The organism is Candidatus Methylomirabilota bacterium, assembly GCA_035936835.1.
Classification (GTDB): domain Bacteria; phylum Methylomirabilota; class Methylomirabilia; order Rokubacteriales; family CSP1-6; genus AR37.
On the sequence record DASYVT010000097.1, the window covers coordinates 1 to 5,058 of the forward strand.

Consider the following 5,058-nt stretch of genomic DNA (forward strand, 5'->3'; position numbering starts at 1 on the left):
ATGATGCCCGGCGTGCAGTAGCCGCACTGGAGCCCGTGCTTGGCCGCGAAGGCCTCCTGGATTGGGTGGAGCGGCTCGTCGGGCGGCGCGACGCCTTCGATGGTCGTCACCTCGTGGCCCTCGGCCTGCGCCGCCAGCATGAGACAGGCGCGCACCGGTAGGCCGTCGAACAACACGGTGCAGGAGCCGCAGACGCCGTGCTCACAGCCGACGTGAGTTCCGGTCAGGTCGAGGTCTTCGCGGAGGAAGTCGGCAAGCGTCGAGCGCACATCGACGGACTCGTCGCAGTCCGTGCCGTTCACCTTCACTCGGACGGCCCGCTTCACCGCGCTCTCCCGCAGCGCCCGAGCGCGGTCGCGAGCACGCGTTCGGTCAGCGTGGCTGCGACTTTCTTCCGATAGTCCGCTGAGGCATGCAGGTCGCCGTCGGGAGAGAGCGCCGCCGCGGCGGCTTTCGCGGCTTCGACGATGCGGGCGGGAGTAGGCTCCCGGCCCATGAGGGCGGCCTCCCCCGGCGCGCTCCTGATCGGTGTCCCGCCCACGCCGAAGAATCCCAGCCGCGCGTGCGACACGGCCCCCGTGCTATCCAGGGCCAGCACTGCCGCGCAGCCGACCAGCGCGAAGTCGCCGTGCCGCCGCGCGACCTCGGCAAAGCCCCAGCCGGCGCCCTCGGGAGGCAGCTGGAAGCGCGCGGAAGTCGCCAGCTCGTCGGATTCGAGCGAGGTGGTCAGCGGGGCGAGGTAGAGCTTGTCCGCCGGGATCACTCGCTCGCCGCCTTTGCGGCGCGCCAGGATTGAACCGTCGAGGCAGAGGAGCAAGGCCGGCAGCTCTGAGGCGGGGTCCGCGTGGACGAGGCTACCCACGACGGTGCCGCGGTTCCTGATGGGCGCATGGGCGACCCAGCCGAGCGCCTCCGAGAGGAGCGGCGAACCCGTCCGCGCCCAGCGCTCGAGATCGCGCTGGCGGGCAAGCGCGCCGACGGTCAGGACTCCTCCAGACTCGGCGAGACCCTCGAGATCGTCGCAGCGGTTGATGTCCACGAGCGCCGACGGGCGGGCCAGGCGCAGGGCGAGCATGGGAATGAGGCTCTGGCCGCCGGCCAGGATCTTGGCCTCGTCGCCGTAGCGCCTCAGCGCCTCGACGGCGTCGGCCGCGCTCGACGCGGCAACGAACTCGAAGGCCGGCGGCTTCATGTCTTCGCCGCCGACTCGAGGAGGCCCAAGACCACGGAAGGCCCGAGGGGGGTCCGCGTGACGCGGACGCCGAAGGGGGCGAGCGCGTCCTCGACGGCGTTGGCGATGGCGGCGGGCGGCGAGATGGCGCCGCCCTCGCCGACCCCTTTCATGCCCAGCGTGTTTCTCGGCGACGGGTACTCGAGGTGGACGGTCTCGATCGCCGGCACTTCCATGGCCGTGGGCACGAGGTAGTCCATGAAGGTGCCGGTCAGGAGCTGGGCCTGCTCGTCGTAGACCATCTCCTCGAGGAGCGCGCCGCCGATTCCCTGCGCGACTCCCCCGTGAACCTGCCCTTCCACGATCACGGGATTGATGACCTTGCCGCAGTCGTGGGCGACGAGATAGCGCAGCAGCCTCACGGCGCCTGTGCCGACATCCACTTCCACGTACGCGACGTGGACGGCGCTCGCGTAGGTCACGGTCGGCTGGTGCTGGTACACCGTCGCCTCGAAATCTGGCGAGGCGACGCCCGGCTTGGCGAAGGTCGGGATCGCCGCCTGGATCACGCGGCTCACGGGCAGCGAGGAGGCAGGCACTCCGCGCACCGAGACCACGCCGTCGGCGATCTCGATGTCGGCCGGCGCGGCCTCGAGGAGCGCGGCGGCGGCCTCGACGATCTTGTCGCGCACCTTGCCGGCGGCGACGTGGATGGAGCTGCCGGCGTTCACCGCGCTCCGCGAGGCGAACGTGCCGACGCCGAAGGGGATGGCCGCGGTGTCTCCGCCCACGATCGTCACCCAGTCGAACGGGATGCCGAGCGCGTCCGCGGCGATCTGGGCGAACGACGTCTCGTGCCCCTGCCCCTGGCTGCACGCTCCCGTGGCGACGACAGCGCGCCCCGAGGCGTCGAGCCTCACCGTGGCGCCTTCGTACGGCCCGATCGCCGTCCCCTCGACGTAGCCCGAGATGCCGATGCCGCGGTGGACCCCTTTGGCGCGGAGTGACGCCTGCTCCTGCCTCAGCGCGTCGTAGCCGACGGCGGAGAGCGCGGCCTCGAGCCCCGCCTTGAAGTCGCCGCTGTCGTAGACCAGCGGGTTGCCGTCGCGGTACGGGATGCCAAGCTCGTAGGGCATGTCGGCCTGCGTCAGGTAGTTCTTCCGGCGCAGGTCGGCCGGATCCATGCGCAGCTCGCGGGCGAGACAGTCCACGATGCGATCCATCGCGAACACGGTCTCGGGCCGCCCCGCGCCGCGGTACGGCGCGTTCGGCGTCTTGTTGGTGACGACGCCGCGGCACTCGACGTGGAGGCTCGGCACGCGATGCGGTCCAAGCAGATGCGCCACGGTGTTGTAGGGGAGCACGATGCCCCAGGAGTTGTAGGCGCCGAGGTCGAGCCAGATCCTGTCGCGCACGCCGAGCATGGTGCCGTCGCGCCGCGCGGCAATCTGGATGTCGTGCATCTGGTGGCGCGCGTGCCCGGCCGCCATCATGTGCTCGCGGCGGTCCTCGGTCCACTTGACCGGGCGGCGCGCGGCGATGGCGGCCGCGGGGATCAGCAGGTCCTCGGGGTAGCCGGTCGCCTTGGTGCCGAAGCCGCCTCCGACGTCGGGGGCGATGACGCGGATCTTGTGGGGCGGCAGACCGAGCGCCGAAACGAGCCCCTGCTGGACGAAGTGGACGACCTGGGTCGAGTTCCACGTCGTGAGCGAGCCGTCGCGGGCATCCCACTGGGCGACCACGCCTCGCGTCTCGATGGGCATGCCGACATAGCGTTGGATCTCGAAGCGCTCTCTCACCGTGACGTCCGCAGAGGAGAAGGCGGCCTCGACGTCACCGAAGCCCGTCTCGAAAAAGACGGCGACGTTGTCGCCCATCTCCGGATGCAGGACCTGCGCCCCCGGCTCCGCGCCCGCGATCATGTCGGCGACGACGGGCAGCGGCTCGTACTCGACCTCGATCAGCTCGCAGCCGTCCTCGGCAAGCGCGCGGCTGCCGGCCAGGACCATCGCCACGATTTCGCCGACGAAGCGGACGCGGTCCCGCGCCATGGCGAGCTGGCCCACCTGCTTCATCGTGACGTCCACCCGCGCCGCGAGCCCCGGCGGGGTCGCGCCGAAGAGCGGCAGCGGCTTCATCCAGCGCTCGAGGTCGGCGAAGGCGAAGACGTGGGTGACGCCCGGCAGGCGGCGGGCCGCCTCCGTCTTCACGGAGAGGACCTTGGCATGGCCGTGGGGGCTCCGGACGAAGGCCGCGTGGAGCAGCCTGGGCAGCTTGATGTCGTCCACGTAGCGGCCTTCGCCGCGGAGAAAGCGCGGGTCTTCCTTGCGGCGAACCGATGCCCCGAAGTATTTCGCTCCCATGGAACCGCCCGACGATATCAATACGCCGCGCGGCTGTCCAGCAAGGCAGCGCTCAGTGCTTGTGCGAGGCCGGCATCTCGCCTTTGGCCATGGCGAGGTGGTGCGGGCCGTGGTGCCCGCCCTGGACGAGAAGGCCCGCGAAGCCGAGGCCGCGGATCCGGGCCACCGTCTTGGCGTCGCCTGGATCGCGGGCGACCACGATCAGCCGGACGCCGTCGGGGATGGGCTCGACCTTGGCCGACCACGCGGGCATGCCGCCGAGCTCGGCGGAATGCGGCATGACCATGTCGCGGATCGAGCGCGCCGTGCGACCCTCGCCCGTGACATCCATCGCGAGGCCGCCCGGTACCTGGGTCGCCTTCACCGATGCGCGCAGCACCACCTCGTTCATGTCAATCAGGTGCTGGCGCAGGCGCTCCATGTCCACCTTGGACCAGTCGGTGGCGGGATCGGCCTCGAGGATCCGCACGACCTCGGCCATCGCGCCGAAAGCGTCCTGCCCCGGCATGCTCTGCCCGCCGCCTGCCGGGTGATGCTGGTGGTGCATGTCGTGCGGCATCGAACCGGGTGGCAGCGGGGGCGGCCCCTGGGCCCAGACGCTGCCAACGACGAGAGCGGCACCGAGGGCCGCGGATCCGAGAGCGATCACGAGCGAACTTTTCATGGCTTCCTCCTGTCGGGTCGAGTCATCACAACCAGTATGCCGACAAGGGGGCGCGAAATCTGTGACCTAGGTCACGCGGGAGCGCCGCCCCGCGCCGCCTCCGCAAGGCGCCCGGGGTCGCGGATCACGATGCCCGAGCGGCTGCGCTTGATCGCGCCGGCGCGTTCGAGCTGGGCAAGAGCCCGTGAGACGAGCTCTCTCACCGTGCCGAGCCGCGCGGCGATCTGCTCCTGGGTGAGCGCGAGATCGACGACGGTCCCCGGCGACACGGGCAGGCCCGACGCGGCCGCGCTCGCCTCGAGGTGGCGCGCCAGGCGCTCGGTAACCTGGCGGAAGGCCAGGTCCTCGACGAGCCCGGCAAAGCGCCGCACCCGTCTCGCCATGGCCTCGAGCATGGACAGCGCGACGGCCGGATGGCGCCGGCAGAGGTCGAGCACGGCCTCCCTTGGAATGAGCACGAGCCGCGTCGGCTCGACGGCGACGGCCGAGGCGATATACCCCTGCCCGTCGAACAGCGGCGCCTCGCCGAGCGTCGCGCCCGCGCCCTCGGCGTGGAGCACCTGTTCCCGGCCGCGCGGTGAGACCTGGCGCATCTCCACGCCACCCTCGGCGACGACCAGGAGGCCGTGGCATGGATCGCCCGCCTCGAACGCGCGCTCCCCTCGCCTGAGAGCGCGCTGGCGGCAGCGCTGCGCGAGCCGCGCGAGCTCGGCTGCGGGCAGGCTCCGGAAGTACGCAACCCGCCTCAACGCGTCGATGGCGGCCTGAGGCGGCACGGACGCTCTCGGCTTCACTACGTCGGGCCAAGGTGGAGGGCGATCAGGGACACGGCGGCCGATGATAGACTGCGGCGCGTTCGA

Annotated in this window: 5 protein-coding genes; all 5 read right to left on the reverse strand. The window is 71.3% G+C overall.

The window, feature by feature from the left end; translation table 11 throughout:
* Window positions 1–326, reverse strand: a 326-nt coding sequence (locus tag VGV06_07910) for a 2Fe-2S iron-sulfur cluster-binding protein (GenBank protein ID HEV2055083.1), incomplete at its 3' end; no start/stop codon positions are given.
* A complete protein-coding gene (locus tag VGV06_07915; GenBank protein HEV2055084.1) occupies window positions 323–1,192 on the reverse strand; it encodes an FAD binding domain-containing protein in 870 nt (289 codons plus the stop codon). The genes VGV06_07910 and VGV06_07915, both read right to left, overlap by 4 nt.
* Window positions 1,189–3,534: a xanthine dehydrogenase family protein molybdopterin-binding subunit gene (locus VGV06_07920; GenBank protein ID HEV2055085.1), complete on the reverse strand. Its 2,346-nt coding sequence runs from the start codon at window positions 3,532–3,534 to the stop codon at window positions 1,189–1,191. The genes VGV06_07915 and VGV06_07920 overlap by 4 nt, the downstream gene beginning before the upstream one ends.
* Window positions 3,535–3,586: 52 nt before the next feature.
* Window positions 3,587–4,198, reverse strand: a complete 612-nt coding sequence (locus VGV06_07925; protein ID HEV2055086.1) for a hypothetical protein — start codon at window positions 4,196–4,198, stop codon at window positions 3,587–3,589.
* A 71-nt stretch (window positions 4,199–4,269) separates the two neighbouring features.
* The gene (locus tag VGV06_07930) at window positions 4,270–4,974 is read right to left on the reverse strand and encodes a Crp/Fnr family transcriptional regulator (protein ID HEV2055087.1); all 705 of its coding nucleotides are present in this window, start codon (window positions 4,972–4,974) and stop codon (window positions 4,270–4,272) included.
* Window positions 4,975–5,058 lie beyond the last annotated feature (84 nt).

Coding starts and splice junctions, on each gene's coding strand:
- VGV06_07920 (HEV2055085.1), bottom strand. CDS start 3,534: ATGGGAGCGAAATACTTCGGGGCATCGGTTCGCCGCAAGGAAGACCCG.
- VGV06_07925 (HEV2055086.1), bottom strand. CDS start 4,198: ATGAAAAGTTCGCTCGTGATCGCTCTCGGATCCGCGGCCCTCGGTGCC.
- VGV06_07915 (HEV2055084.1), bottom strand. CDS start 1,192: ATGAAGCCGCCGGCCTTCGAGTTCGTTGCCGCGTCGAGCGCGGCCGAC.